Raw genomic sequence first — 2696 nt, forward strand, 5'->3', positions numbered from 1 at the left:
ACTGATCGAGCCGTTGCTGCCGCCTTGGCCGGAGCGGTCACCGGGGCCGCGGCCGGTTCCGGACCGGCTGTGCCTGCAGGGGATCCTGTACGTGCTCTGCAACGACCTCGCCTGGCAACTGCTCCCGCTGGAGCTGGGGTTCGGCTCCGGACAGACGTGCTGGAGGCGACTGGAGCGGTGGCAGAAGGCCGGCGTCTTCGACCAGCTCCACCGCATCCTGCTCGCCGAGCTCAATGCAGCCGGCCAGCTCGACTGGTCCCGGGCCTGCGTGGATGGCTCCCACATCCGCGCGAAAAAGGTGCGTCTATGGCTTTCGTCAAGCCTTGGCCGGTGTGGGTGGTTGGTAGAAGGTGCCGTCGCGGAGCATGGCGAAGAGGACGTCGATGCGGCGTCGAGCGAGTGCGATGAGGGCAGCGATGTGGTGTTTTCCCTCGCGGCGTTTGCGGTCGTAGTAGGCGCGCGATTCGGGCTGGGAGAGCGAGGCGAACGCGGCGAGGTAGAAGGCTCTTTTGAGCTGCTTGTTACCTCGCCGGGAGGGGTGTTCGCCGCGGATGGAGGAGCCGGAGTTCCGCGTCACGGGCGCGAGGCCGGCGTAGGCGGCGAGGTGGCCGGCGGTGGCGAAGCCGCTGGCGTCGCCGACGTCGATGAGGATGCGGGCCGCGGTCCTGATCCCGATGCCGGGCATCGAGATCAGGACCGGGGAAAGAGGGTGGGCCTCCAAGAGCTCCTCGATGCGGACGGCGAGGAGTTTTCGCTGGTCAAGAACGGACTGGAGCGAGCCGGCGAGGCTGGGGACGATCAGGGCTGCAGCCTCCGTACCCGGGACGACGACGGTCTGTTCGTCGAGTGCGGTGAAGATGTCCTCGACCAGCCGCTCGGCCATCCGCGGTGCCTTGGGACGTAACAAGGTCATGAGCCGACGGCGTCCGGCTTTGCGGATCTGAGCCGGGGAACCGAACTGGTCGAGCAGCTTGAGCACGGCTGGGTGCTGGATGCGCGGGCCCAAGACCCGTTCCAGGGAGGGGTGGATCTGGGTGAGGAGGCCACGGAGCCGGTTGGCGATCCGGGTGGACTCACCCGCCAGGTCGTCGTCGAACCCCGCGATCATCGCGAGCTCGGCAACGGTCTCGTCGTCGGGATCGATCGTGCGCAGGGTGTGAGGCATCGCTCTGGCGGCGTCCGCGATGATGAATGCGTCGCGGGCGTCTGTTTTTGCCTCGCCGGGGTAAAGATCGGCGATCCGTCGCATCGTGAGTCCGGGCAGGTAGGCGACCTGGCATCCCGTGTCCCGAGCGACCGCCAGCGGAAGGGCCCCGATGGAAGCCGGCTGGTCGACGACCATCAGCACCGTTCCGTGCTTGGCCTGGAGGTTGTTGAACAGCTCCCGCAACTTCGGTTCGCTATTGGGCAGCGGCTGTCGAACACCCTCTTCCCCGCCCGGCTCACGGCGGTGGCATGGTGCTCGCCCTTGCCGACGTCCAGGCCCAGATAGACGTCGATGACAGTCTCGTCCGTCATGCCCTTCGCTCCCGTGCTCGCGTTCTCCCCGGCCCCACCTGCGGCATCAGCGTGCCAGCATCCATGTTACGAAGAGACTGCCCGAGGGGCGCTCGTGCCTCTAATCAGCGGTCTGCCAATGCCTCCGGCACCGGCGACACCACCTTTTCGATCATCTCGACTGGGGGCTCAAGTCATACCGGGGCCGAAGGCCGGGAGCCTCATTGCGAGGCCGTGAAGACGGTAACGGGGCGCCGACACCGGTCCGTCGCCGGTCGACCGGCGGAAGACGGGCAGCAAACACCACCTGATCTGCGACGGACGCGGCACTCCACTCAAGGTCATCACCACTGCAGCGAACGTCAACGACGTCACCCAGACCCTCGCCCTGGTCGACGGCATCCCGCCCGTCGCGGGCAGGCCCGGCCGGCCCCGCCGACGCCCAGAAGCCCTGCTCGGCGACAAGGGCTACGACTCGAACCCGAACCGCGATGAGCTGCGCAAACGCCGGATCCTGCCCGTCATCTCCCGCAAGGGCTGCCCGAACATCAAAGACATGGGCAAGCTCCGCTACGTCGTCGAGCAGACCTTCGCTCTGCTCCACCAGTTCAAACGACTCGCCGTCCGCTGGGAACGCCGCACCGAACTCCACGACGCCTTCGTCTCCCTCGCCTGCAGCCTCATCTGCTGGCGCCGGCTCTAAGGATTGTCGTACTGGTGATACCTGCATACGTGAATGCGAGCACGGCCCTCAAGGCCTCTCCGGCGGGTTGCGGCACCGGCCATCCGTCCCTGCGTCGCCGGTGGCCCACTCCCGGCAGGTGTCACTCGAATGGAGTAACCAAACGCGCCACCCACATGGGTGAAGATCAAGCTGAGTAGTGCCCCAACCGAGGCAATCCGTGAAAGGGAAACCACATGCGCATTCGACGAACTCTCGCCGCCGTCATCGCCACGGCAGCCCTCGCCGGACTCGGCCTCACAGGTGCCGCCACCGCCACGGCCGCCACCCACAACGCCACCGCCACCGCCCACACCGAAAGCCTCACCCCGGGTGAGTGCGTGGACGGCGGCGGAAAGGTGGTCGGGATGAAGTGCGTCGGCGGTACGGGCGACGGGCAGATGGTCGACTAACGCCCACTGGGCGCCCCGCAGCCACGCGCCGCGGGGCGCTCCCCCGCAGCAACGGCTCGATCAGC

The 2696-nt window shown here is 67.4% G+C and carries 1 protein-coding gene and 3 pseudogenes; 3 read left to right on the top strand and 1 reads right to left on the bottom strand.

Translation table 11 applies throughout. From position 1 onward, the window contains the following. Position 1: 1 nt before the first annotated feature. Positions 2 to 292 (top strand): annotated as a pseudogene (locus tag ACFU6I_RS48365) (transposase); the annotation flags it as partial. Positions 293 to 316: 24 nt separating this feature from the next. On the opposite strand, the pseudogene ACFU6I_RS48370 reads toward ACFU6I_RS48365, so the two are convergent. Then, a pseudogene (locus tag ACFU6I_RS48370) lies at positions 317 to 1518 on the bottom strand (IS110 family transposase). A gap of 250 nt (positions 1519 to 1768) precedes the next feature. On the opposite strand from ACFU6I_RS48370, the pseudogene ACFU6I_RS48375 reads away from it, so the two are divergent. Then, positions 1769 to 2200 (top strand): annotated as a pseudogene (locus ACFU6I_RS48375) (IS5 family transposase); the annotation flags it as partial. A 215-nt stretch (positions 2201 to 2415) separates the two neighbouring features. Beyond that, entirely contained in the window at positions 2416 to 2631 is a 216-nt protein-coding gene (locus tag ACFU6I_RS48380; protein ID WP_267008500.1) for a hypothetical protein, read from the top strand. The last annotated feature ends 65 nt before the right edge of the window (positions 2632 to 2696 follow it).

The organism is Streptomyces sp. NPDC057486, from assembly GCF_042802415.1.
Classification (GTDB): Bacteria; Actinomycetota; Actinomycetes; order Streptomycetales; family Streptomycetaceae; genus Streptomyces; species Streptomyces yanii.

Coding starts and splice junctions, on each gene's coding strand:
- ACFU6I_RS48380 (WP_267008500.1), top strand. CDS start 2,416: ATGCGCATTCGACGAACTCTCGCCGCCGTCATCGCCACGGCAGCCCTC.